This window comes from Diaphorobacter limosus (assembly GCF_033100095.1).
GTDB classification, from domain to species: Bacteria; Pseudomonadota; Gammaproteobacteria; order Burkholderiales; family Burkholderiaceae_C; genus Alicycliphilus; species Alicycliphilus limosus.
On the sequence record NZ_CP136921.1, the window covers coordinates 56435 to 81169 of the forward strand.

A 24735-nucleotide genomic window follows, 5' to 3' on the forward strand; every position below is an offset into this window, starting at 1 on the left:
ACCCTGCAGTCAAGGCCGAGTCCGTGCGTTCGCCAATGCCAGCGCGCGTTCTATGAACCCAAACCGCACCGCGTTGCCCATGTGCAGTGTGGCGAATTCGGCCAGCACCAAGGCCGTGAAATGCGCGTGCTCGGCTGCCGGTACCGAAGACTGGATCTTGCCCCTCACGGTCTGCTCCGTTGCCGCCACTCCTTGTCGCACGATGGCGGCAATCACCTCGGCTAGTGCCAGTCGGTGGCGCATCCGAAAGATGTCCGGTGGCACCAGGTGCTGCTGGACGGCGACGTACTGCTGGCATGAGCGCTCGTAGGCCCACACAAACATGTCGCGCAGCATTCAGCTCGTACGCGCCCAGCATGGCATCCACATAGGCCTGCTGCGGCACGTCGATGAAGGACAGCGGGCAGAGGTTGTGGCGGATGAACGGGATGTTGGCCGCCAGCCGCGACACGCGCTTGTTCACGTCCTCAAAGGGCTGCAGGTAGGGCAGGTGCATCACCAAAGAGAAGGCCTGCTCGCACGGGTCGGCGATCTCTGCCGCCAACTCTTGCTGAGGGGTGATGCGTGGTATGGACGAGGCTGTGCCGGGGGGAGGCAGGATTGCGACAGTTTGATTGTCGTAAATCAGTTGATGCGACAGATGATGTGTCGCACAAACGCGGATCAGGGAGTGCAGCTTCGCTATACCGTTGTTGATCTGCGCGGTGAGGCAAGCTAAAAGACCATGACGTGATCGACGAGGTACCTGCCGTCACGCTGCACCAACACCAGCTCGGCCACGAACTCGCCGGGCTGTTTGGTGAACCACTGCCGCCACACGACCGCGACGGAGTCCGTGCGTCTGAATACAGCGACGAACTCGCGCCTGGTAAAGAAGCCCTTGGACGCTTGATAGTCCTTGCAGATGGCCTGCAGCAACTCCCTGGGCATGACACTCCTGGCGCGGTCGGTGAAGTCGCGGACATGCCGGTCATAGTCGATGGCCGTGGAGGCGTCCATCAGGTTGTCCATGATGGGGTCTACCACGGCCAGGATTTCCGCGTCGGATTTTTGTGCCAGGTCCATGAAATTCTCGCTGAATGATCAGGGCTCACACCGCCACCGGCGCCTTGATGGCCGGATGGCACTCATAGCCCAGCACCTCGAAATCCTCGTACTCGTAATCAAAGATCGACGCCGGCCGGCGCTTGATATTCAGCGTGGGGTAGGCATAGGGCGCGCGCGCGAGCTGGGTTTGCACCTGCTCGAAGTGGTTGCTGTAGATATGGCAGTCGCCGCCGGTCCAGATGAAGTCGCCCACGGCCAGGTCGCATTGCTGGGCCAGCATGTGGGTGAGCAGGGCATATGACGCGATGTTGAACGGAACGCCCAGGAATATGTCGGCGCTGCGCTGGTAGAGCTGGCAGCTTAGCTTGCCCGGCTCGCCGGCCACCTGCGATGGCGCCACGTAGAACTGGAAGAACGCATGGCACGGCATCAGCGCCATCTTGTCAAGCTCGGCCACGTTCCAGCTGCTCACGATGATGCGGCGGCTGTCGGGGTTGGTCTTGAGCTGCTGCACCACCTGCGCGATCTGGTCGATGTGGCCGCCGTCGGGCGTCGGCCAGCTGCGCCACTGCACGCCGTAGACGGGCCCCAGGTCGCCGTCGGGGCGGGCCCATTCGTCCCAGATTGTCACGCCGCGATCCTTGAGCCAATTATTGTTGCTGGAGCCGGTCAGGAACCACAGCAGCTCCTGGATGATGGAGCGCAGGTGCACCTTCTTGGTGGTGATCAGCGGAAAGCCTTCCGAGAGGTCAAAGCGCATCTGGTGGCCGAAGACGCTGCGCGTGCCGGTGCCGGTGCGGTCGCCTTTGCTGACGCCATGCTCGAACACATGGCGCATGAAGTCTTCGTATTGGCTGCGTATGGGGGGTGGGGTCATGGTGGGTGGCATGTTTGGGATTAGGGTGGCTGGCCCTCACCCCCGCCCTCTGCCCAGAGGGAGAGGGAGAAAGACCGGGGCGCGACCGGTCGCCCTCGCCCCTTTGGGGAGAGGGAGGGGTGAGGGGCTTGCACAGCATGACAATTCTGGTATTTAAAGTGGCTCTAGCGCTTATCTTTCAAGCGCAGGAAGCTATTGTTTTTGAAGAATGCAGCCGGGGTTCATCAGTCCCTGCGGATCCAGCGCCTGCTTGATGGCGCGCATCATCGACAGGGCCACGGGCGACTTGTACTGCGCCAGCTTATCGGCCTTGAGCTGGCCCACGCCATGTTCGGCCGAGAAGGAGCCGCCGAACTGCGCCACCGCGTCATAGACCAGCTGGTTCACGCGATCCTCCTGGGTGGCGAGGAAATCGCGCGCGTCGCCGCCCTCGGGCGCCTGCACGTTGTAGTGCAGATTGCCGTCGCCCAGGTGGCCGAAGTTGACGAGGCGCACGCCGGCAATCTCGCGCGCCAGCAGCGCGTCGGTGTGCTCCACAAAGGCCGGGATGCGCGAGGCGGCAATCGATATGTCGTGCTTGATGTTCAGGCCTTCCTCGGCCTGGGCCAGGGGGATGCTCTCGCGGATATGCCACAGCTCGTGCGCCTGGGCCAGGCTCTCGGCCACCACGGCGTCGAGCACGCAGCCGTCTTCAAACGCCAGCTCCAGGAGCGTCTCGAAGCGCTCGCGCGCATGCTGTTCGGATTCGCTGTCGCTGTTTTCCAGCAGCACGTAGTAGGGCGGCGCGCCCTTCAATCCGGCGAACGGCACGCGCAGCTGGGGCATGTGCTTGATCACCAGCGACAGCGCAAACTGCCCCATGACCTCGAAGCCCGTCAGCCCCGCGCCCAGGTGCTGGTGTGCCAGGCCCAAGAGGCGCACGGCGGCCGCCATGTCCGGCACGGCGGCCCAGGCCGTGAGCTGGGCCGCGGGCTGCGGATAGAGCTTCATGGTGGCGGCGGTGATCACCCCCAGCGTGCCCTCGCTGCCAATGAACAGATTGCGCAGGTCGTAGCCGGTGTTGTCCTTGCGCAGGCCGGACAGGCCGTCCCACACCTCGCCCTGGGGCGTGACCACCTCCAGGCCCAGGCACAGCTCGCGCGCGTTGCCGTAGCGCACGACCTGGGTGCCGCCGGCATTCGTGCCCAGGTTGCCGCCTATGGTGCAGCTGCCCTCGGCGGCCAGGCTCAGGGGGAACAGCAGACCCTCCTTGTCCGCGGTTTCCTGCAGGGTCTGCAGGATGCAGCCGGCCTCCACCGTCATGGTCAGGTTGTCGCGGTCGATGGCGCGCACCGCGTTCATGCGCGTCAGGCTCAGCACCACCTGGGTGCCGCTGGCGTCGGGCGTGCCGCCCACCGACAGGCCGGTGTTGCCGCCCTGGGGGATGATGGCAGTGCGCGCCGCCGCGCAGGCCTTGACCACGGCGGCCACCTCGGCGGTGGAGGCCGGGCGCACCACGGCCAGGGCGCGGCCGGTGGCGCGCTTGCGCCAGTCCTGCTCATAGGCCGTCAGGTCGGTGGTGGGGTCTTCGTGCGTCAGCACATGGGCGGCGCCGACGATCTGGCGCAGGGTGTCGAGCAGGGCGGTGGTCATGTGGGCTCCGTGGCAGGTTGGGTAGATGCCTTGGCCGCCGCCAGGCGCAGGCGCACATGCATGGCGCAGGCGGTGAACAGCAGCAGGCACAGCAGGATTTCGGCGCCGGCCAGCCAGTTGCCGGGGGCCGGGTCGCTCCAGGCGCGCACCACGCCTTCGGTGAAGTACAGCCACACCAGCAGGCTGACCCAGCGGTAGGTGTACATGCGGCGCTTGAGCAGCCCCGCCAGCGGCAGGGCCAGCGGCAGGGCCTTGAGGGCCAGCCAGGTGCCGCCCGGGCGCAGGGGGGCGAGCCACAGCTCCCAGGCCAGGCAGAGCAGGATCAGGCCCAGAAGGCTACCCACGGCCAGCCAGCGCGTGGCGGCGACATCGGTGCTGACATCGGGGAGGATGGGAGAGGGCGGGGGGGCGGTTTCTGACTGCATGGGGCTGGCATCATATCGGCCATGGCGTTTTCCCTTAATGCCACTGCGCAGAGCCTTGAGGCGTGGTGGGTTCAACTGTCGCATTTCCCCTGGCGTACCACGGCCCATATGCTGCGCGAGCGCTTTCGCGAGGACCGGCTGGGCGTCACCGCCAGCAGCCTCACCTTTACCACGCTGCTGGCCCTGGTGCCGTTCTTCACCGTGGCGCTGGCGGTGTTCGCGGCCTTTCCCATCTTTGGCAAGATGCAGCTGATGCTGCAGCGCTGGCTCATCGACAGCCTGGTGCCCGACAGCATCTCGCGCCCGGTGCTGGGCTATCTGACGCAGTTCGCGGCCAAGGCCGGGGGGCTGGGGGCGGCGGGCTTTTCCATCTTGATGGTGACGGCGCTGGCGCTGATATTGACGATAGACCGCACGCTCAACGGCATCTGGCGCGTGCGCCGGCTGCGCCCGCTGGGCCAGCGCGTGCTGATCTACTGGGCCGCGATGACGCTGGGCCCGCTGGTGCTGGCGGCCAGCCTGGCGCTGACCACGGCCATCGCCGGCGCCGCCTCGCGCGAGCTGGGCGCCACGCTGCCCGGCGGCGCACGCCTATTGCTGGACGCGATCGAATTTTTGCTGCTGGCCGCCGGCGTGGCCGCCATGTACCGCTATGTGCCCAACACCCAGGTGCACTGGCGCGACGCCTGGGCCGGCAGCCTGTTCGTGTCGCTGGCCATGGAGCTGGCCAAAAAGGGCCTGGGCCTGTACCTGGCCAAGGTGCCCACCTATTCGGTGATCTACGGCACCTTTGCCACCCTGCCCATATTGCTGCTGTGGATCTACATGGCCTGGGTCATCGTGCTGCTGGGCGCGGTGGTGGCCGCCTATCTGCCCAGTCTGCTGGCGGGCGTGGCGCGGCGCGCCGGCGGGCAGGGTTGGCCCTTCCTGCTGGCCGTGGAGGCGCTGCAGCAGCTGCATGGCGCACGCGGCCAGGCCGCGCATGGCCTCACGGCCGCGCAGCTGGCCCAGCGCCTGGGCGTCGAGGTGCTGCAGCTGGAGCCGGTGCTGGACGCGCTCACGGCCCTCGACTGGGTGGTGCAGGTGAATGAGGCCGCCACCGGCGCGCCCGGCTCGGTGGATGCGCGCTATGTGCTGCTGGCCGACCCCGCCACGACGCACATGGAGCCGCTGGTGCAGCGCCTGCTGCTCACGCGCACCGAGGCGCTGGAGCGCTTCTGGGGCCATACCGGCCTGGAGGTGCTGCGGCTGGCCGATGTGCTGGAGCGGCCGCAGGCGCCTGGCATGCCGCCGCAGTCACTATTGAAAAAATAGCTGATTACGCTTGATGGGTAAGCGCTAGATGCCTACTTGATTAATATTTTGGCATCTTGCCCGCAAGGTGCCGGCGTTCCCATCAGGGCGCCTCGGCGACAAAGCTGCGCTGCAAGATGCCGCGCAGCATGCTGCCCAGCAGCGGCTGCAGCGGGTCGCTGGTTGGGGGATCGGCGCGCAGGGCTGTGTTCAGCTCGCTCCAATGCGCGGCCACCGTGCCGGTGACCTCGGCCTGCCAGCGCGCGCCCAGTTCCTGCGCCTGTTCGGCCGGCACGCGCCCCAGGTGGGCCAGCGCCAGGTAGCGCGTGCAGGCGGCCTCGGCCATGTGCTGCAGCAGGTCTTGCGCGCCCTCCAGCTGCGCGTCCTTCTTTTGCAGATTGCGCACTGCCCAGGCGGTGCCGCCGCCCAGCAGCGCGCCCAGGGCCGTGCCCAGGCCCAGGGTCAGGCCGCCCGTGCCCACATCGATCATCGCGCCCACCTTGGCGCCGGCGGCGGCACCGGCGGCGGCACCGGCCGATGTGCCCACGGCCAGGGCCTTGTTGTCGCTGCCGCGCTGCTGCGCCGGCTGCGCGGGCGGGGGCAGCTGGGCGGGCAGCGGCCGGACAACCGCGCCCAGGCCGTGCAACTCGGCCAGCCGGGCATCGAGCGCCTGCAGCAGCTGGGCATGGCGGCCCGCACCATCCACGCCCGGACCCAGGGCGGCGCAGGCGTGCAGGTGCTGGGCCAGGGCCTGCAGTGATTGCGTGAACAGCGCCTCGTTGCGCGCCTGCCAGGCGTCGCCCAGGCGCTGCAGGGCCTGGCGCCGCTCGGGCAGCAGGCTGGATAGGCGTGCGAACAGCGCGCCGTCCTGCACCCAGCTGGCGCCAAACTCCGCCGCGCCCAGGCGTCCGCGCGGGGCCGTCTGCCAGGCGGCGGGCGCCTCGGGCGCGGGTGCGTCGCCCCAGGCGATCACGGCATCGACGGGGCCGGCCGGTTCGCTGGGTGGGGCCAGGTGCAGCCGGTCGCCCTGGGGGCTATCCATGGCGCCATGCCCGGCGTGCGGCGCCAGCAGGGCGTGCAGCGCCTCGGGCTGGATGGGGTGGGTGCACAGCAGGCCGATGTGCAGGTCGGCCGGCAGCGCCTGGCGCAGCGCGTCGAAGTCGCGGCCCTCGGTATCCAGCGTGCATTGCCGCGCCAGCCTTGCCTGCTGCCAGCCGGCCCAGGCCGCCAGCAACAGGCGCGGCAGCACCACCACCAGGGCCAGCAGCCCGACATACATCCACACCCAGCGGGCGCCGGCCACGCCTTCTCCGGCAAAGTTCTGCGTGGCGGCAATGTCCTGCAGCGAAAACGGCGCCAGGCCAAACAGCGTCAGCGGCGCAAACAGCAGGCTGACGATGGCGTGTACCTGGCTGGCATCCAGAAAGGTGCTCTCCCAGCCGAAGCGGTAGCTCACCACCAGCCCGCGCAGCAGCAGCGACAGGGCAATGCCCGCAGCCCAGGCGGCGGCGCACAGGTGCAGCACGGCGGCGGCCTGCCGGGCAAAGCGTGCGTGCGTCTGGCCCGCCCAGTGCGCGGCAAAGTCGGCGGCAATGCGTGTGGCCAGGCTTTTGCGCCCGGCCGGCCCGGCATGGGCCTGGCGGCGCAGCAGCCATTGCTGCAGCGCCGCCAGCGCGGTGGGGGCGCTGCCCGAGCGCCGGGCGCGCCAGGCCAGCACGGCGTAGATGACCAGGTTCCAGCCCAGCACCGCCAGCAGTGGGGGCGAGAGCAGATCCACCCGGTGGGCGTTGGCAATGCGGTCGAGCAGCAGCCCGAGCAGCAGGGCCAGGAGCGGCAGGCCGCGCGCCAGCCAGAGCAGCGCGCCCGGCTGCTGCAGCGCGGCCACGCCGGCGTTGCGCCCGGCGGCCCGGGCGACGACGGCGGCCGATCGCTCCAGCACCACCTCGGCCACGCCCACGCGCTGCGCGCCGCGCTCGCGTGCGGCGGCCAGCGCCTGGCGCGTGGCCTCGTCCCATTCGATCTGGCTGACCAGGGTGCGTTCGGTGTCGGCCCGCTCCAGGGCCTGGGCCAGCGTCACGGTGCGCAGTTCTTGCCAGCTCAGGTGCATGGCTACCCTTTCAAATCCTGCGCCGCGGCCACCCCATGCAGCACGGCGCCCTCCAGTGTCGCAGGGTAGGGGCCGGCCACATAGTCGGCGCAGGCCTGCAGGCCGGGCGCGATGTGGCGCGGCGGTCGCGCCAGGGCGGGCGTGCAGGCAAAGGTGGCGCGCTTTTCCACCACGGTTTGCACCACCCGCAGGCCGGGCAGGCCCAGGTCTTCGGCGGCCTGGGCCAGCACCTCGCGCTCCAGCTGGGCGCGCTCGCCCTCGAAGGCGCTGACCACGAAGGCCAGCAGGCCGCGCTGGCCATCGAGCCGCGCGCGGTCGAAGACGAACTGCGCCGGGCGCCCGGCGCGCGGGCGCAGCGCCAGCATGGGGCGCGCCAGCAGGGCGGCGGGGGCCCCGGGCAGTTCGGCATAGACGGTGGCGATGGCGCCATGGCGCAGGGCCTGTGCGCAGGCGGCCCAGGACTGCAGGGCCGCAGTGGTACCGGCCTGCGCCACCAGGCGCGCGGCCTCGTGGCTGCCGCTGGCCAGCAGCACGGCATCGAATGGCTCGTCGTCCACCAGCCAGCCTGCGCCGCCCCGCGCTAGGGTCTGCACGCGCCGGCCCAGATGCACGGCGTGGCCGCGCTCCTGCAGCCAGCGCGCTGCGGGCTCCGGGAACAGCGCGCCCAGGTCGCGCCGCGGCAGCAGCAGGTTGGAGCCGCCGCGCCCGGCAAACAGGCTGTCGCGCAGCACGCGCAAGAACACCTGGCCGCAGGCCGCGCCAGCGGGGGTGTTCAGGGCCGAGACGCACAGCGGGTCTATGAATTCATCGATCAGCCTGCCCGGCAGGCCGGCGCACAGGCCGGCCACGCTGGTGCCCGGTGGGCAGGCAAAGCCGGCCAGGCGCCAGCGTGCCGCGCGCGCCAGCAGCGCCAGGCGCTCGCCCAGGCTCCAGCCGCGTGCGCGGGCGATGCCGGTGAGCGCGTCCCAGGGCGGTGGAACATCGGGCAGCTGCAGGCCGGCGCCGTCAGGAAAGACCAGCTGCAACGGCAGGCGCAGCAGGGCCTGGTCGGGGTCCACGCCCACGGCGCGCATCAGTCGCAGGCATTCGGTGTAGGCGCCTATCAGGATGTGCTGGCCGTTGTCCAGCAGCACCGGCGTGCCGTCGGCGCGCTGCGCGGCCACGGCGCGGGCGCGCCCGCCCGGCGCGCGGCCGGCCTCGAAGACGGTGACAGCGTGGCCGGCCTGCGCCGCCTGCACGGCGGCGGCCATGCCGCCCCAGCCGGCGCCGATGACGGCAACCTTCACATCAGACCCAGTGCCTGCATCTTCCAGGCCAGCCAGAACTTGCGCAGCGGTGTCAGGCTGGTGCGCTGGTGCAGCACCTGAAAGCCGTCGGCCTCGATCTCGCGCAGCAGCGTGCGGTAGATGCTGGCCATCATCAGGCCGGGCTTTTGCGTGCGCCGGTCCACCTCGGGCAGCAGGGCCAGGGCCTGGTCGTAGAACAGGTGGGCGCGCTCGGCCTGAAAACGCATCAGGGAGGTGAAACGGTCGGAATATGTGCGGTTGCTGATTTCATTGGCCGTGACCTCGAACTGCTGCAGTTCGCTCACCGGCAGGTAGATGCGCCCGCGCATGGCGTCCTCGCCCACGTCGCGGATGATGTTGGTGAGCTGGAAGGCCAGGCCCAGCTTGTGCGCATACTGCGTGGTGTGCGCGTCTTGCTGGCCGAAGATCTGCGCGGCCACCTCGCCCACCACGCCGGCCACCAGGTGGCAGTAGCGCTGCAGGCTGCGAAAGTCGGCGTAGCGCGCCTGCTCCAGATCCATCTGGCAGCCTTCGATGACCGCCTGCAGCTGATCCTGGCGCAGGCCATGTGCGGGCACATGCGGCATCAGTGCCTGCATCACGGGGTGGCTGGGCTGGCCGGCGAAGGCTTTGGCCACCTCGTCCTGCCACCAGGCCAGCTTGGCCTGGGCCACGCCGGGGTCGCTGACTTCGTCCACCACATCGTCCACCTCGCGGCAAAAGGCATAAAAGGCGGTGATGGCCGCGCGCCGTTCCTTGGGCAGGAACAGGAAGGCGTAATAAAAGCTGCTGCCCGATGCGGCAGCCTTTTCCTGTGCGTATTGTTCTGGGGTACTCATCGCGGGGCGGGGGTGGCTGGGCGGCGATTGTCCCATGTGCGCCACGGGCTCAATGCTGCAGCGCGACCAGGGCAAAACCCGCGGCCATGCCCACACCATGCAGCAGGGTGGCCGCCACGGTGAGGGCCAGCGCCGGTTTCAGGCGCTGGGGCTGATGCGCCCGCTGCAGCAGCAGGCTGGCTGCGGCCAGCGACAGGGGCAGGGACACCAGCCCCCACAGCGCCGTGGCTGGCGGTATCAGCAGCCACACGCTGGCCGCCAGCCAGCCGTGCGCGGCCAGCACCAGGCCCAGGTAGGCCCAGGCCGCGCCCAGCGGCCCCAGACGCACGGCCAGGGTGTGCTTGCCCACGCGCGCGTCGGCATCGGCGTCGGGGCAGCCGTTGATGAGCAGCAGCGCCGCCACCAGCAGCGCAAAACTCAGCGCCGCGCTGGCCGGGATGATGAAGAACTGGCGCCGCTGCACATAGTCGCTGCCCAGCACCACCAGAAACCAGGCGCCCGCGACCACCGGCTCGCCCAGCCCGCGCGCCATCAGGCGCAGCGGCGGGGCCGAATAGGCCCACACCAGCAGCAGCCCGGCCAGGCCCAGCAGTAGCACGCCGCCGGCGGTCTTCACGGCCAGCAGCAGGCCGGCGGGTACCAGCACCAGCAGCAGGGTGTGGGCCAGGGCCGCGGTCTGGCCTTCGGTGACCAGGCCGCGCTGGATCAGCCGCGAGCCGCCGGTGAAGGGGTAGATGCCCTGGTGGTTGGCGGCGTCGGCGCCGCTTTTGGCATCGTGCAGGTCGTTGAGCAGGTTGCCGGCTGCATGGGCCAGCACCGCCAGCAGCGTGGCGGCGGCCGCCAGCCACCAGTCCAGGCCACAGCCACAGGCGGCGGCCGTGGCCGTGCCCAGCAGGCAGGCGACCACGGTGAGCAGCAGGAACGCCGGGCGCGTCATGCGCCACAGCAGGGCCGGGGAGGGTGTGCTGCCCGCCATCTACATCGCCAGCGCGCGCGCCGCCATGCGCAGCCAGTCCAGCGGCCGCAGCACCGGGCGCTGGCACAGGCTGGCACCCTGCAGCGCGTCCACCTTGTCCAGGATGCGCAGGCCGCCTTGCACCACCAGGCGCAGCTCCCAGCCGGCTCGCCCCGGCAGACGATGCACCAGGGGGGCACCCTGCAGCATCAGGGCGCGGGCCCAGGCGGCGCAGTCCAGGATCAGGCGGTCGCTGGCGGCCGAGCGTTGGCGCGCCGCCAGGTCGGCGCGCGCCACGCCGTGGGCGGCGCAGTCGGCGTCGGTCAGGTAGTGGCGCCCGCGTGGCAGGTCCACACTCAGGTCCTGCCAGAAATTGATGAGCTGCAGGGCGCTGCAAATGGCGTCGCTTTCGCGCAACGCAGCGTCGTCCTGCACGCCGTACAGGTGCAGCAGCAATCGCCCCACGGGATTGGCCGAGCGCCGGCAGTAGTCCAGCAGCTCCTCGCGGTCGGGGTAGCAGGCGCCGGCCTCGGTCATGGCCACGTCCTGGGCAAAGGCGTCCAGCAGGTCCTTGAGCAGCGCCGTGGGCAGCCGGTGGCTTTGCAGCGCGACCTGCAGCGGCCCGAACACGCCGGCCCAGCGTGCGCCGGGTGCCTGGCCCGCGGCTGCCGCGCGCAGTTCGGCGCGGTAGGCGGCCAGGTCGGACAGGCGTTCGCCGGCCGTGGCCTCGCCTTCGTCGGCAATGTCATCGGCGGTGCGCGCAAAGGCGTAGATGGCGGCAACCGGCTGCCGCAGCCCCGGCGGGCACAGCAGCGAGGCGACGGGAAAGTTTTCGTAATGCGTGACGGGCGCAGCCATGGCTGGCGCGAGGGTGTCGGGTGATGAGGGGCTGGGGTTCACGGCCGGCATTGTCGCTTGACAGTGAAAATAGGTTTCACATAGATTACCAACCAATTACTAACCGATCAGTCATTAAGCGCCGTTGGGCGCGCTTCGTTCCATGCCAAGCTTTCCTGCCCTGACGCGGCCCCGTTCGGGGCTTTTTTTGTGCAGTCTGACCGCCTGCGTGGCGCTGCTGACGGCCTGCTCGCGCCATGAGCCTGCGCCCGAGCCGGTGCGTTCCGTCAAGCTCGTGACCGTCGGGCCGTCTGCGCTGCAGATGCAGCTGGAGTATGCGGGCGAGGTGCGCGCGCGCATCGAGTCGCGCATCGGTTTTCGCGTCGCCGGCAAGATCGTGCAGCGCCAGGCCGAGCTGGGCCAGCGTGTGCAGGCCGGCCAGTTGCTGGCGCGCCTGGATGTGAGCGACTATGCCCTGGCCACCCAGGCCGCGCGCGCCCAGGTGGCGGCGGCGACCACGCAGCGCGATCTGGCGGCGGCGGACTTTGAGCGCTTCTCCAAGCTCAAGGCGCAGAACTTCATCAGCGGCGCCGAGCTGGATCGGCGCGAAGCGCAACTCAAGTCGGCCCAGGCGCAGCTTGATCAGGCGCGCGCGCAACTGGCCACGCAGGGCCACCAGGCCGACTACACGCGCCTGCTGGCCGATGCCGCCGGCGTGGTGACGGGCATAGAGGCCGAGCCCGGCCAGGTGGTGGCGGCCGGTACGCCGGTGGTGCGCATTGCGCGTGACGGCCCGCGCGATGCGGTGTTCTTCGTGCCCGAGGATAGGGTGGGCCAGCTGCGCGTGGGCCTGCCGGTGCAGGTGCGTGCCTGGTCGGCCGATACGCTGATGCCGGGCGAGGTGCGCGAGGTGGCGGCCAGCGCCGACCCGGTGACGCGCACCTTCCTGGTCAAGGTAGCGGTGCAGGCCAAGGATGTGCCGCCGCTGGGGGCCACGGTCTATGTCACGCCGCAATGGCATGCGGCCGAGGGCCTGCAGGCCATCAAGCTGCCCACGAGCAGCCTGCGCCAAGAGGGCGGTGAGACGGCGGTGTGGGTGTACGAGCCGGGCGACGGCGGCGGCGGCGGCGGTACGGTGCGCTCGCAGGTGGTGCAGGTGGCCACGGCCGACGGCAACGAGGCCGTGATCGCCGCCGGCCTGGCGCCCGGCATGCAGGTGGTGGCCTCGGGGGTGCATGTGCTCACGCCTGGGCAAAAGGTCACGGTATACAAGCCAAAATTCGACAAAACGCCCGCAGATAAAGCGCCGGCAGCTATCAATAATGATAAAGCTGCGGCGCCTGCCGCGGTGCGTTGAGGGCAGGCCATGGCGTTGCTGGAACCCAAGAAGGGCTTCAACCTCTCGCGCTGGGCGCTGGAACATGTGCCGCTGACGCGCTACCTGATGGTGGTGCTGATGCTGCTGGGCTTTGCCGCGTACTTCCAGCTGGGGCAGGACGAGGATCCGCCGTTCACCTTCCGCGCCATGGTGATCCACACCAACTGGCCCGGCGCCACGGCGCAGCAGGTGGCCGAGCAGGTCACCGACAAGATCGAGCGCACGCTGCAGGAGGTGCCCTACGCCGACAAGATCCGCAGCTACAGCAAGCCGGGCGAGTCGCAGGTGATCTTCGAGCTCAAGGATTCCTCCAAGCCGGCCGAGGTCGCCAACACCTGGTACCAGGTGCGCAAGAAGATCGGTGACATGCGCCATACCCTGCCGGGCAACATCCAGGGGCCGTTCTTCAACGACGAGTTTGGCGACGTGTACGGCGTGATCTACGCGCTGCGCGGCGAGGGCTTCGGCTACGCCGAATTGAAGGACTTCGCCGACGACACGCGTCAGCGGCTGCTGCGCGTGAAGGACGTGGCCAAGGTCGAGCAGTTCGGCGTGCAGCCCGAGAAGATCTGGATCGAGGTCTCGCAAAAGCGCCTGGCGCAGCTGGGGCTGGATCAGGCCGGCGTGCTGCAGCAGCTGGGCAGCCAGAACGCGGTGGAGAGCGCCGGCACCATACAGACGCCGCAGGACATGGTGCAGGTGCGCGTGGCCGGGCAGTTCACCAGCGTGGAGCAGCTGCGCGCCATGCCGATTCGCGCACCCCAGTCCCAGGCCCAGCTGCGCCTGGGCGACATTGCCGAGGTGCACCGCGGCTATGTCGATCCGCCCGACGTCAAGGTGCGCTTCCAGGGCCAGGAGGTGATCGCGCTGGGCATCTCCATGACCAAGGGCGGCGACATCATCGCCCTGGGCAAGGCGCTGCGCGCCGCCGTGGCCGACATCCAGCAGCGCCTGCCCGCCGGCGTGGAGCTGGCGCAGGTGCAAGACCAGCCGGCGGCCGTGGCGGCGTCGGTGAACGACTTTGTCAAGGTGCTGATCGAGGCCGTGGTCATCGTGCTGGCGGTGAGCTTTGTGTCGCTGGGGCTGCACAAGGGCGGGCGCTTTGGCTGGTACGTGGACTGGCGGCCGGGCCTGGTGGTGGCCATCACCATCCCGCTGGTGCTGGCCGTCACCTTTCTGGCCATGCATTACTTCGGCATAGGGCTGCACAAGGTGTCGCTGGGCTCGCTCATCATTGCCCTGGGGCTGATGGTGGACGACGCCATCATTGCCGTGGAGATGATGGTGCGCAAGATGGAGGAGGGCTACGACAAGATGCGTGCCGCCACCTTTGCCTACGACATCACGGCCATGCCCATGCTGACCGGCACGCTGATCACGGCGGCCGGCTTTTTGCCGATCGGCATCGCCAAGTCGGTGACCGGCGAATACACCTTCGCCATCTTTGCCGTGACGGTGATCGCGCTGGTGCTGTCGTGGATCGTCTCGGTGTACTTCGTGCCTTACCTGGGCACGCTGCTGCTGCGGGTCAAGCCGCACGACCCCGATGCGCCTCCGCACGAGGTCTTCGACACGCCGTTCTATGCGCGTTTTCGCCGTACGGTGGACTGGTGCGTGCGCCGTCGCTGGACCACGTTGGCCATCACCCTGGCCATTTTTGCGCTGGGGCTGGTGGGCATGGGGCGGGTGCAGCAGCAGTTCTTCCCTGATTCGAGCCGGCCCGAGGTGATGGTGGAGCTGTGGTACCCCGAGGGCACCTCGTTTGCCGCCAACGAGGAGGTGACGCTGCGCGTGGAGCAGCGCCTGTTGCAGCAGGCCGGGGTGAAGAACGTGGCCACCTGGGTCGGTTCGGGCACGCCGCGCTTTTATCTGCCGCTGGACCAGGTGTTTCCGCAGAGCAATGTGTCGCAGTTCATCGTGCAGGCCGCCAGCCTGGGCGAGCGCGAGCAGTTGCGCCGCAGCCTGCCGGCGCTGCTGGCCACCGAGTTTCCGGAGGCGCGCGGCCGCGTCAAGCTGCTGCCCAATGGCCCGCCCGTGCCCTATCCGGTGCAGTTTCGCGTGATCGGCAGCGACCCGGCCGTATTGCGCCAGCGTGCCGACGAGGTCAAGACCGTGATGCGCGCCAACACCCACATGATCGGCGTGAACGACAACTGGAACGAGTCGGTGAAGGCCGTGCGCCTGGAGATCGACCAGGAGAAGGCCCGCGCCCTGGGGGTGAGCAGCCAGTCCATCGCCCAGGCGGCACGCACCATGTTCACCGGCACCACGGTCGGCCAGTACCGTGAGGGTGATCGCCTGATCGACATCGTGCTGCGCCAGAGCCAGGACGAGCGCGACACCATCTCCGGCATCGCCAACGCCTATCTGCCCACGGCCTCTGGGCGCTCCATTCCGCTCACGCAGATCGCCCGGCCGGTGTTCAGCTGGGAGCCCGGGGTGATGTGGCGCTCCGGCCGCGACTACGCCATCACCGTGCAGGGCGACCTGGTGGAAGGCATGCAGGGTGCCACCATCACCGAGCAGTTGCTGCCCGAGCTGCGCACGCTCGAGGCGCGCTGGCAGGCCACCGGCGGCAACGGCGTGCGTATCGAGGTCGCGGGCGCGGTGGAGGAGAGCAGCAAGGGCTCGTCCTCCATCGTGGCTGGCGTACCCATCATGCTGTTCATTGTGTTCACGCTGCTCATGCTGCAGCTGCACAGCTTTAGCCGCTCCATGCTGGTCTTTCTGACCGGGCCACTGGGCATTGCCGGTGTGGCCGGGGCGCTGCTGTTGCTGGGCCGGCCGTTCGGCTTCGTGGCGCTGCTGGGGGTAATTGCGCTCATGGGCATGATCCAGCGCAATTCCGTGATCCTGATTGACCAGATCGAGCTCAACCGCGCCGCTGGCCGTTCCACCTGGGACTCCATCGTGACCGCCGCCGTCTGGCGCATGCGCCCGATCGCGCTGACAGCCGCCGCCGCCGTGCTGGCCATGATTCCCCTGTCGCGCAACGTGTTCTGGGGCCCGATGGCCGTGGCCATCATGGGTGGCTTGATCGTCGCCACGGTGCTCACGCTGCTGGCCTTGCCGGCCATGTACGCGGCCTGGTTCCGGGTGAAAAAACCGGATTCGGAGCCCGAATGAGACCGCCGAAACAGAATCGGGTTTGCGACAAGGTAAAATCCAACGTTTGACCTATTTCACCGGGGTGGCCTTGAACAAGGGGGCCATCCGGGTGGCTTGAAGAACCGCGCGGGTGGCGAAATTGGTAGACGCACCAGGTTTAGGTCCTGACGCCAGCAATGGTGTGGGGGTTCGAGTCCCCCCCCGCGCACCACGTGAGACCTTGATGCAGCGCAGCGCCGTCAAGGTCGGCACGATCCACATCCCTGACACTAGGAACCATCATGGCCGTAACGGTTGAAACTCTTGAAAAGCTCGAGCGCAAGATCACGCTGAGCCTGCCTGTCACCACCATCCAGAGCGAAGTCGATGCGCGCTTGAAGCGCCTGGCCCGCACCGTGAAGATGGACGGCTTCCGTCCCGGCAAGGTGCCGATGAGCGTCGTGGCCCAGCGCTACGGCTACTCGGTGCAGTACGAGGTGCTGAACGACAAGGTCGGTGAAGCCTTTGCCCAGGCCGCCAACGAGGCCAACCTGCGCGTGGCCGGTCAGCCGCGCATTACCGAAAAGGATGGCGCCCCCGAGGGCCAGGTCAGCTTTGACGCCGTGTTCGAGGTATTCCCCGAGGTCAAGATCGGCGACCTGTCCGAGGCAGAGGTGGAAAAGGTCTCCGCCGAAGTGACCGAAGTCGCTATCGACAAGACCGTGGACATTCTGCGCAAGCAGCGCCGCAGCTTTGCCCAGCGCGCCCAGGGTGCGCCCGCCGAGGATGGCGACCGCGTGACCGTGGACTTTGAGGGCAAGATTGACGGCGAACCCTTCCAGGGCGGCAAGGCCGAGGACTTCCAGTTCCTGGTCGGCGAAGGCCAGATGCTCAAGGAATTCGAAGACGCCGTGCGCGGCATGAAGTCTGGCGAAAGCAAAACCTTCCCGCTGGCCTTCCCTGAGGACTATCACGGCAAGGACGTGGCCGGCAAGACGGCCGACTTCCTGGTCACCGTGAAGAAGATAGAGGCCGCCCACCTGCCCGAAGTGAACGAGCAGCTGGCGAAGTCGCTAGGTATTGCCGACGGCACCGTCGAAGGCCTGCGCGCCGACATCAAGAAAAACCTGGAGCGTGAAGTCAAGTTCCGCCTGCTGGCGCGCAACAAGGCGGCAGTGATGGACGCCCTGGTGTCCAAGGCCGAGCTGGATTTGCCCAACGCCAGCGTCCAGGCCGAGGTTGCCCGCCTGCTGGAATCCGCCCGCGCCGACCTGAAGCAGCGCGGCATCAAGGACGCCGACAAGGCCGAGATCCCCGACGACATCTTCCGTCCCCAGGCCGAGCGCCGCGTGCGCCTGGGCCTGGTGGTAGCCGAGCTGGTGCGCGCCAACGAGCTGCAGGCCAAGCCCGAGCAGCTCAAGGCCCATGTGGACGAGCTGGCTGCCAGCTACGAAAAGCCGGAAGACGTGATTCGCTGGTACTTCAGCGACCGCCAACGCCTGGCCGAGGTGGAGGCCGTGGTCGTTGAAAACAATGTCACCGATTTCGTCCTGGGCAGGGCCAAGGTCACCGAAAAGGCGGTGTCGTTCGACGAACTGATGGGCCAGCAGGCCTGATACACGCAGGTGGTCCGCCTGATGGAGGCGCGCCACCGGTGAAGCTTTGCGGGGCTTGTGCTTTGCGGCACAGGCCCCATGTTATTTTTCTGAATACGGTATCCGCCTGACTGGAGACATACATGAGCGCATTGGAAACACGGGCCCTGGGCATGATTCCCATGGTCATCGAGCAGTCGGGCCGCGGCGAGCGGTCTTACGACATTTATTCACGCCTGCTCAAGGAGCGCGTGATTTTCCTGGTGGGTGAGGTGAATGACCAGACCGCCAACCTGGTGGTGGCGCAGCTGCTGTTCCTCGAGAGCGAGAACCCGGACAAGGACATTTCGTTCTATATCAACTCCCCCGGTGGCAGTGTCACGGCTGGTATGGCGATCTACGACACCATGCAGTTCATCAAGCCGGACGTGTCCACGCTGTGCTGCGGCTTTGCGGCCAGCATGGGAGCGTTTTTACTGGCGGCCGGTGCCAAGGGCAAGAGGTTTTCCCTGCCCAACTCGAAGATCATGATCCATCAGGTGCTGGGCGGCGCGCGCGGGCAGGCGACCGACATCGAGATCCACGCACGGGATATCCTGCGCACCAAGGATCAGATGAACCGCATCCTCGCCGAGCGCACTGGACAACCCATTGAGAAGGTCAAGGCGGACACCGAGCGCGACTATTTCATGACCGCTGACGAAGCTATGGACTATGGCATCGTTGATCAGGTGATCTCCAAGCGCCCCTGAGGGCCTTATTTGCCCGGATGCGGCGTTTCCCCCTGCGGGAAGCGCCGTTTTTATTTCGTTATCATCTTCCCGACTTCCCCAGTGATAAGGCATTGCTTCCATGGCCGATAAAAAAGGCTCCTCCAGCGAGAAAACCCTTTACTGCTCTTTTTGCGGCAAGAGCCAGCATGAAGTAAAGAAGCTGATCGCCGGACCCTCCGTCTTTATTTGCGACGAGTGCATTGACCTGTGCAACGAAATCATCCGTGACGAACAACCCGCGGGTGAAGCTGCGCGCGAGGGTCGGGGCGATCTGCCCACGCCCGCCGAGATCAAGGCCAACCTGGACAGCTATGTGATTGGCCAGGAAAAGGCCAAGCGTACCCTGGCCGTGGCCGTGTACAACCACTACAAGCGCCTGCGCCACAAGGACAAGGCCGGCAAGGATGATGTCGAGTTGTCCAAGAGCAATATCCTGCTCATCGGCCCCACCGGCTCCGGCAAGACGCTATTGGCTCAGACCCTGGCGCGTCAGCTTGATGTTCCTTTCGTGATGGCCGATGCCACCACGTTGACCGAGGCCGGCTATGTGGGCGAGGACGTGGAGAACATCGTCCAGAAGTTGCTGCAAAGCTGCAACTACGACGTCGAGCGCGCGCAGCGCGGTATTGTCTACATCGACGAAATCGACAAGATCAGCCGCAAGAGTGACAACCCGAGCATCACGCGCGACGTGTCGGGCGAGGGCGTGCAGCAGGCCTTGCTGAAATTGATCGAAGGCACCATGGCCAGCGTGCCGCCTCAGGGTGGACGCAAGCATCCGAACCAGGACTTTCTGCAGATCGACACCACCAACATCCTGTTTATCTGCGGTGGCGCGTTCGCGGGGCTGGAAAAGGTCATCGAAAACCGTACCGAGGCTTCGGGCATTGGTTTTGGTGCGGCCGTGCGCAGCAAGAAGCAGCGTTCGCTGACAGAGGTGTACCTGGACATCGAGCCCGAGGATTTGATCAAGTTCGGTCTCATTCCCGAACTCGTGGGGCGCATGCCGGTGGTGACCGCCCTGGCCGAACTGGGTGAGGATGCGCTGGTGCAAATCCTGACCGAGCCCAAGAATGCGCTGGTCAAGCAGTACAGCAAGCTGCTGGGCATGGAGGGAGTCGATCTGGAGATACGCCCGGCCGCACTCAAAGCCATTGCCCGCAAGGCCATTGCCCGCAAGACGGGCGCGCGGGGGCTGCGCTCCATCCTGGAGCAATCCCTGATCGGCACCATGTTCGACCTGCCCAACGTTTCCAACGTGGAAAAGGTGGTGGTGGACGAGGCCACCATCGAAGAGAACAAGGCGCCTCTGTTGCTCTACCGCGAGGCGGTCAAGACAGCCTGAGGCTCGCCAGTTTGTCCCGCTGCGGCGACCACTGGCGCCATGCGCGCCTGACAGTGGTGTCGCCGGGTTGAAAAACGCTGTCCATGGACCATATGCCATGGACTTACCTGAGGAATGCCCATGTCTGGACATACGCCCCTGCCCGCTACACCCCTGGATCTGCCATTGCTGCCGCTGCGCGATGTGGTGGTATTCCCCCATATGGTGATCCCCCTGTTCGTGGGCCGTCCCAAAAGCATCAAGGCCCTGGAGACGGCCATGGATGCCGATCGCAGGATCATGCTCGTGGCCCAAAAGGCGGCCGCTAAAGATGAGCCGCAGGTGTCCGACATGTTTGAAGTCGGCTGCGTTTCTACCATCCTGCAAATGCTCAAGCTGCCCGATGGCACGGTGAAGGTGTTGGTCGAAGGCCAGCAGCGCGCCCTGGTGGATGCAGTGCATGAGGCCGAGTCACACTTCACTGCCACGACAACGCCCGTGCCGGGCGAGGTCGAGTCCGAGGATGACCAGTCCAGCGAGATCGAGGCGCTGCGCCGTGCGGTGATGCAGCAGTTTGACCAGTACGTCAAGCTGAACAAGAAGATTCCGCCCGAGATTCTTACTTCGATCGCCAGCATCGACGATCCTGGCCGTTTGGCCGACACCATTGCGGCACATCTGCCGTTGAAGCTGGAAAACAAGCAGCGTGTGCTCGATCTGGCGGATGTGAAGCTGCGTCTGGAAAACCTCTTTGAGCAGCTGGAGCGCGAGGTTGACATACTGAACGTGGACAAGCGCATCCGGGGCCGTGTGAAGCGCCAGATGGAAAAGAGCCAGCGCGACTTCTATCTGAACGAGCAGGTCAAGGCCATTCAGAAGGAACTCGGAGAGGGCGAGGATGGCGCAGACATCGATGAGATCGAGAAAAAGATCAAGGCCGCCAAGATGCCCGCCGAGGCACGCAAGAAGGCCGAGGGTGAGTTGAAAAAACTCAAGCTGATGTCTCCCATGTCGGCCGAGGCTACGGTGGTGCGCAACTACATCGATGTGCTTACCAGCATGCCCTGGAGCAAGAAGACCAAGATCAAGCACGATCTCGCGTACGCTGAAGATGTATTGAACGAAGACCACTACGGGTTGGATCGAGTGAAGGATCGCATCCTGGAATACCTTGCTGTGCAGCAGCGCGTGGACAAGGTGAAGGCGCCCATCCTGTGCCTGGTGGGGCCACCGGGGGTGGGCAAGACCTCGCTGGGCCAGTCCATTGCCAAGGCGACTGGGCGCAAATACGTGCGTATGGCGCTGGGAGGCATGCGTGACGAGGCCGAAATTCGTGGTCACCGCCGCACCTACATCGGCGCCATGCCGGGCAAGGTATTGCAAAGCCTGAACAAGGTTGGCGCGCGCAACCCACTGTTTCTGCTGGATGAAATCGACAAGCTGGGTACGGATTTCCGAGGGGATCCGTCGAGCGCCCTGCTGGAGGTGCTCGACCCTGAGCAGAACCACAAGTTCGGTGATCACTATGTCGAGGTTGATTTTGACCTGTCAGATGTCATGTTCGTTGCTACCAGCAACTCGATGAACATCCCGCCAGCTCTGCTCGATCGCATGGAGGTGATTCGCCTATCGGGTTATACCGAGGACGAGAAGACCAACATCGCTATCAAATACCTGCTGCCCAAGCAGATGACGAACAACGGCGTCAAGGATGAGGAGTTGCGAATCACCGAGTCGGCTGTGCGCGACATAGTGCGTTACTACACGCGCGAGGCTGGCGTGCGCTCGCTGGAGCGTGAACTGTCCAAGATCTGCCGGAAGACGGTCAAGGGCTTGCAGCTCAAGAAGTTGCAGCCACAGGTCGAGGTGTCGGCCGACAACTTGTCCGAATACCTGGGGGTGCGCAAGTTCAGCTATGGGCATGCAGAGAAGCAGAACCAGGTGGGTTTGGTGGCCGGCCTGGCATGGACCGAGGTGGGAGGTGATTTGCTGACCATCGAGGTGGCCACCATGCCTGGCAAGGGCAACATTACGCGTACAGGCTCGCTTGGTGATGTGATGAAGGAATCTATTGAGGCCGCACGCACGGTGGTGCGCAGCCGAGCGCATTTGTGGGGTATTCGGGACGAGGTGTTTGACAAACGCGATTTGCATATGCATGTGCCTGACGGCGCTACGCCCAAGGACGGACCCAGCGCTGGTATTGCCATGACCACGGCCATCGTCTCTGCATTCACTGGCATACCGGTGCGTGCCGATGTCGCCATGACCGGTGAGATCACATTGCGCGGCGAAGTCACCGAGATCGGTGGCTTGAAGGAAAAGCTGCTGGCAGCCCTGCGCGGAGGGATCAAGACAGTGCTGATCCCTGAAGCAAACGTGAAAGACTTGCAGGAGATCCCTGACAACGTGAAGAGTGGCCTGGAGATCGTGCCCGTGAGGTGGATAGACAAGGTGCTTGAGGTAGCGCTGGAGCGCAAGCCAGCTGCCCTGACAGATCACGAAGTAACGCCTGCGGTTGCTGTGGCGCCCGGCGGTGAGGTGGTGCAGGGCTCTGTGAAGCACTGATGAAAAAAGTCGGCTTTTTTCTTGTGGGACTCAAAAAGTAGACTACAATTTATCCCGTCGATGCGAAACGCCATATAATGGCAGGCTTCGGTAAAATGCGGGAATAGCTCAGTTGGTAGAGCGCAACCTTGCCAAGGTTGAGGTCGTCGGTTCGAGACCGATTTCCCGCTCCACTTTTCGGCAAAAAGGGGAAGCTTTTGCTTCCCCCTTTTTTGCCAAGAGGTCAGATTTGGCGCGGTAGCAAAGCGGTTATGCGTCGGATTGCAAATCCGTTGAGGCCGGTTCGACTCCGGCCCGCGCCTCCAGTTCATCAATGTGCAATGCATGTGATGTGTTGGTGTGGTGGCTGCTAACTTGGGTTTTGTCTGCCTCGTGCAGGTTTCGGTATTCGTTTGCATGACGGCTGAAATCAATAGTAGAATGCAAGATTGTTTGAAACGTATGCATTGAATGGCGTGCGTAGAGAGTTTGCGGGAATAGCTCAGTTGGTAGAGCGCAACCTTGCCAAGGTTGAGGTCGTCGGTTCGAGACCGATTTCCCGCTCCAAAATTGAAAGGGAAGCTTAGGCTTCCCTTTTTTCTTGGCAAAAGCGGCTGTGAGGTGGTGAATGTGTCCGTGGCTTGCGTTGAAGTGCTGCTACGGTTACGCTGCCCCGACGCTTGCCTGGCGGCCGGCGCCCCGATGGTGAAATTGGTAGACACTGCGGACTTAAAATCTGTTTTGTCAAGTCTTCTCTGCTTGCGCCAACGAGTCACAAGGTCAATAGTGACAACGGTTTGCGAGCATTCAAGATGCAGCTTCATAGCTTGGCTTGGCGGTTAGGGGCCAACTAGGCGCCAGTAGATGGAAGTAGGTGTTCCTGCGCATTGCGCACTACGCCCGAGTGGTGAAATCGGTAGACACAAGGGACTTGAACAATTTGAGCCTTCGGGGGGAAACGCCTGAAGTGAAGCCCGTCAAAATCGGCGAAAGCCCTGGATGCTTCGGCATCCGAGCCAACGCCGAGCCAAGCCCAAGCTACAGTTTGGGAAGGTGTAGAGAGCAGACGGCGGGCACCTACGGCCGCAAGGCTATGGTGAAGGCGTGCTCCAGACCACGAACAGCGCGTGTGCGCTGGCGGCGAAAGTCGAAGTGGTAAGAAAATCCCTCGCCGAAAGGCGTGCCGGTTCGATTCCGGCCTCGGGCACCAATCCAGAGCCGCCCCCGTTTACGCAGGGGCGGCTTTTCCGTTCTTGGGTTGTGTGCGCTTGAATCCCCGATCGCCAGCCATGAAGGCTTCCAACATGTGCGGAATCAGCGTCAAGGCATCTACTGCCTCGCCGTATGCCTGCGCGTGCAGCGCGGCGTAGCGGTCGAGGTCGGCTTTCAGGCTGGCCGGGCAGGCAAAGGTCAGCTTGACGCTTTCGGTCTTGGGCAGCGGCCCGAGCCGCAGCTTCTTGGTCGTGTTCATCGCATCGCCCCCCTGTTGAAGAACAGCGGTTGGTACGGTCGCAAAACCAAGTCACGGTTCACGATGATCCGTACCGGCAGGCCCGGCCGCTCGGTCAAGGTCGGCTGAATGTTCATGTTGCGCCGGGTCATCTCCTGGCCGACCTGATTGATGCTGTCCTGCGCGCTGTCGCGCCCGGCGATCACGATGCGGTTGCCATCCTGCCGGTTCTCCGGCGCGGCCAGCTCGGCGCCCACGCCCAGCAGGGTCGTCAGCGCCGCACCCGCGAAGACGCGATCCCAATGCCAATCGACACCATCCTCCAGCCCGGCATAGCCGGCCGGATCGGTGCCCGCGAGGTTGTCGAGCTTCAGCGACGACGTGTCTGGCAGGATGATGCGGTTCCACACCACCTGCACGCGGCTTTGCCCGTAGCTCACCTGGCTGTTGTACTTGCCCAGGATGCGCGAGCCCTGCGGGATCAGCAGGAACTTGCCCGTGGCCGTGTCATAGACCGGCTCCGTCACCGTGGCGATCACGTCGCCCGGCAAGTCCGACTTGATGCCCGTCACCAGTGCCCCGGCGATCACCGTTCCGGCCATGACCTGGTACGGCGAGGACGGCATTTGCAGATTGCCGGAATTACGGGTTTCCGTAGAACCGCCTTTCAGGAACGCCTCTTTCTGGTCTTGCCGGTTCTGCACGGCGGTCGGGTCGGCGGGCTGGGCCGCCGTCGAGGCCGGGCCAGCGGCCAGCGGGTCGAAGCCCGCCAAGCCTGATGCCGAGCCAGTCGCAGCGACTTGCGCCGTGCCTGGCGCTGCGCCCTTGCCGGGAGTGCCCGAGCGGAAGAACACCGAAGAAGCTGCGGCTGCTTCGGCCTCCTTGCGCTGTGCATCCTCCGGGTCGTGGCCCGGTGGCGCATACGTCGGCGCCATCGGTTGCTGCGACTTCACGATGGCTGGGCCAAGGTCGCCCGGCAGCGGCGGCCCCAGCTCCGGCACCTTCGGCAGCTTGGAGTAATCCGACGGCAGGCCGTCCAGCCCTTCGGACTTCGACATGCGATCCACGTTGTACAGCTCGGTCTGCTCGCCCGCACCGCGTCGATGCGGCTGCAACGACCAGATCGTGGCCCCGAGCACGGCGACCGACAGGCCGCCGGTGAGCATGGCCAAGGTGCGCCGGTTCAGGCGCGTGACCGGGCGCGGCTGGGCGCGCAGCGCCACCGCCTCGGGCGCGACCTTGCCCGTTTGCGGCGCAAGGTCAGGGGAATCGTCCTGGCTCAT

The 24735-nt window shown here is 66.1% G+C and carries 19 protein-coding genes and 4 tRNA genes; 11 read left to right on the top strand and 12 right to left on the bottom strand.

The window, feature by feature from the left end; translation table 11 throughout:
- Positions 1 to 9 precede the first annotated feature (9 nt).
- The 5 genes from P4826_RS00310 to P4826_RS00330 all read right to left on the bottom strand — a co-directional run bounded on the left by P4826_RS00310 (position 10) and on the right by P4826_RS00330 (position 3981).
- The gene (locus P4826_RS00310; RefSeq protein WP_317702070.1) at positions 10 to 336 is read right to left on the bottom strand and encodes a hypothetical protein; all 327 of its coding nucleotides are present in this window, start codon (positions 334 to 336) and stop codon (positions 10 to 12) included.
- A gap of 378 nt (positions 337 to 714) precedes the next feature.
- Complete coding sequence (locus P4826_RS00315) at positions 715 to 1065, bottom strand: hypothetical protein (RefSeq protein ID WP_317702071.1); 351 nt, start codon at positions 1063 to 1065, stop codon at positions 715 to 717.
- Between the two features lie 25 nt (positions 1066 to 1090).
- Positions 1091 to 1924: a thymidylate synthase gene (locus P4826_RS00320; protein WP_317702072.1), complete on the bottom strand. Its 834-nt coding sequence runs from the start codon at positions 1922 to 1924 to the stop codon at positions 1091 to 1093.
- Positions 1925 to 2116: 192 nt separating this feature from the next.
- On the bottom strand, positions 2117 to 3556 hold the full coding sequence (locus P4826_RS00325) for an FAD-binding oxidoreductase (protein WP_317702073.1): 1440 nt from the start codon (positions 3554 to 3556) through the stop codon (positions 2117 to 2119).
- Positions 3553 to 3981, bottom strand: coding sequence for a DUF2069 domain-containing protein (locus P4826_RS00330; protein WP_317702074.1), 429 nt, complete (start codon positions 3979 to 3981; stop codon positions 3553 to 3555). The genes P4826_RS00325 and P4826_RS00330 overlap by 4 nt, the downstream gene beginning before the upstream one ends.
- Before the next feature lie 21 nt (positions 3982 to 4002).
- Between P4826_RS00330 and P4826_RS00335 the strand changes: the two genes are divergently transcribed.
- A complete protein-coding gene (locus P4826_RS00335) occupies positions 4003 to 5295 on the top strand; it encodes a YihY family inner membrane protein (protein ID WP_317702075.1) in 1293 nt (430 codons plus the stop codon).
- Between the two features lie 82 nt (positions 5296 to 5377).
- Here the strand turns inward: P4826_RS00335 and P4826_RS00340 are convergent, their stop codons facing one another.
- The 5 genes from P4826_RS00340 to hpnC are packed head-to-tail and all read right to left on the bottom strand — an operon-like array spanning position 5378 to position 11370.
- Positions 5378 to 7381 carry a DUF3482 domain-containing protein gene (locus P4826_RS00340; RefSeq protein WP_317702076.1) on the bottom strand — a complete coding sequence of 668 codons (2004 nt, stop codon included), beginning with the start codon at positions 7379 to 7381 and terminating at the stop codon, positions 5378 to 5380.
- A gap of 2 nt (positions 7382 to 7383) precedes the next feature.
- Entirely contained in the window at positions 7384 to 8667 is a 1284-nt protein-coding gene (hpnE, locus tag P4826_RS00345; RefSeq protein WP_317702077.1) for a hydroxysqualene dehydroxylase HpnE, read from the bottom strand.
- The gene (gene hpnD, locus P4826_RS00350; protein WP_317702078.1) at positions 8664 to 9506 is read right to left on the bottom strand and encodes a presqualene diphosphate synthase HpnD; all 843 of its coding nucleotides are present in this window, start codon (positions 9504 to 9506) and stop codon (positions 8664 to 8666) included. The genes hpnE and hpnD overlap by 4 nt, the downstream gene beginning before the upstream one ends.
- A 49-nt stretch (positions 9507 to 9555) precedes the next feature.
- Positions 9556 to 10482, bottom strand: a complete 927-nt coding sequence (locus P4826_RS00355) for a prenyltransferase (protein ID WP_317702079.1) — start codon at positions 10480 to 10482, stop codon at positions 9556 to 9558.
- Entirely contained in the window at positions 10483 to 11370 is an 888-nt protein-coding gene (hpnC, locus tag P4826_RS00360) for a squalene synthase HpnC (protein ID WP_317702080.1), read from the bottom strand.
- A gap of 91 nt (positions 11371 to 11461) precedes the next feature.
- Between hpnC and P4826_RS00365 the strand changes: the two genes are divergently transcribed.
- The 10 genes from P4826_RS00365 to P4826_RS00410 all read left to right on the top strand — a co-directional run bounded on the left by P4826_RS00365 (position 11462) and on the right by P4826_RS00410 (position 22569).
- On the top strand, positions 11462 to 12655 hold the full coding sequence (locus P4826_RS00365) for an efflux RND transporter periplasmic adaptor subunit (protein WP_317702081.1): 1194 nt from the start codon (positions 11462 to 11464) through the stop codon (positions 12653 to 12655).
- Positions 12656 to 12664: 9 nt separating this feature from the next.
- Positions 12665 to 15802: an efflux RND transporter permease subunit gene (locus tag P4826_RS00370; RefSeq protein WP_317702082.1), complete on the top strand. Its 3138-nt coding sequence runs from the start codon at positions 12665 to 12667 to the stop codon at positions 15800 to 15802.
- 106 nt (positions 15803 to 15908) lie between these two features.
- Positions 15909 to 15995, top strand: a tRNA-Leu gene (locus P4826_RS00375).
- A gap of 70 nt (positions 15996 to 16065) precedes the next feature.
- Positions 16066 to 17379: a trigger factor gene (gene tig, locus P4826_RS00380; RefSeq protein WP_317702083.1), complete on the top strand. Its 1314-nt coding sequence runs from the start codon at positions 16066 to 16068 to the stop codon at positions 17377 to 17379.
- 122 nt (positions 17380 to 17501) lie between these two features.
- Positions 17502 to 18110, top strand: a complete 609-nt coding sequence (gene clpP / locus P4826_RS00385; protein WP_317702084.1) for an ATP-dependent Clp endopeptidase proteolytic subunit ClpP — start codon at positions 17502 to 17504, stop codon at positions 18108 to 18110.
- 100 nt (positions 18111 to 18210) lie between these two features.
- A complete protein-coding gene (clpX, locus tag P4826_RS00390) occupies positions 18211 to 19476 on the top strand; it encodes an ATP-dependent Clp protease ATP-binding subunit ClpX (RefSeq protein WP_317702085.1) in 1266 nt (421 codons plus the stop codon).
- Positions 19477 to 19596: 120 nt separating this feature from the next.
- Complete coding sequence (gene lon, locus P4826_RS00395; RefSeq protein ID WP_317702086.1) at positions 19597 to 22023, top strand: endopeptidase La; 2427 nt, start codon at positions 19597 to 19599, stop codon at positions 22021 to 22023.
- A 97-nt stretch (positions 22024 to 22120) separates the two neighbouring features.
- Positions 22121 to 22196: transfer RNA gene (locus P4826_RS00400), tRNA-Gly, on the top strand.
- Between the two features lie 58 nt (positions 22197 to 22254).
- Positions 22255 to 22328: transfer RNA gene (locus P4826_RS00405), tRNA-Cys, on the top strand.
- A gap of 165 nt (positions 22329 to 22493) precedes the next feature.
- Positions 22494 to 22569: transfer RNA gene (locus P4826_RS00410), tRNA-Gly, on the top strand.
- A 661-nt stretch (positions 22570 to 23230) separates the two neighbouring features.
- Here the strand turns inward: P4826_RS00410 and P4826_RS00415 are convergent.
- A complete protein-coding gene (locus tag P4826_RS00415) occupies positions 23231 to 23473 on the bottom strand; it encodes a DUF2274 domain-containing protein (protein WP_019372997.1) in 243 nt (80 codons plus the stop codon).
- Entirely contained in the window at positions 23470 to 24735 is a 1266-nt protein-coding gene (locus P4826_RS00420) for a TraB/TrbI/VirB10 family type IV secretion system protein (protein ID WP_317702087.1), read from the bottom strand. The genes P4826_RS00415 and P4826_RS00420 overlap by 4 nt, the downstream gene beginning before the upstream one ends.